The organism is Arsukibacterium sp., from assembly GCF_036735525.1.
Classification (GTDB): Bacteria; Pseudomonadota; Gammaproteobacteria; order Enterobacterales; family Alteromonadaceae; genus Alishewanella.
The window spans coordinates 1736-2125 of record NZ_DAINOE010000186.1 but is presented as its reverse complement, the minus strand read 5'-3'; the positions used below and the strand labels follow the sequence as shown (position 1 = coordinate 2125).

The 390-nt window shown below is 42.8% G+C and carries 1 pseudogene; it reads left to right on the top strand.

From position 1 onward, the window contains the following. Positions 1-77: 77 nt before the first annotated feature. Positions 78-390: pseudogene (locus V7D78_RS17070) on the top strand (DNA-binding protein); the annotation flags it as partial.

The window sequence follows — 390 nt, the reverse complement described above, 5'->3', positions numbered from 1 at the left end:
TGGTGTAATGCGGAGCTTTAATGTAAATATTCCAACACCAGTAAACTATCATTTTGCCGTTAAGCCGGAGATAAGCTATGGCGCATGATTTAACAACGTCGGCGGTAGCTCGGCGCAATGTTCTTAATAATCGCTTTGCGTTAGGTAAGCTAGAGCAGCACTTAGCCCTTGGTGGTTTGGTTATTGATGGTGAGGCGCTGTTTTTTAAAAGCCATGTTGCCGACATTCTGGATGTAGATGAGCGTACCATCGACCGTTACCTGGCCAGCAATGAAGGAGAACTTAAAGCTAATGGCTATGTAATATTAAAAGGTAAAGCTTTAAAAAACATTAAGATGGCTCAAGTCGACGACATCAATGTCGTCGACTTAATTGGCGCTAAAACACCCT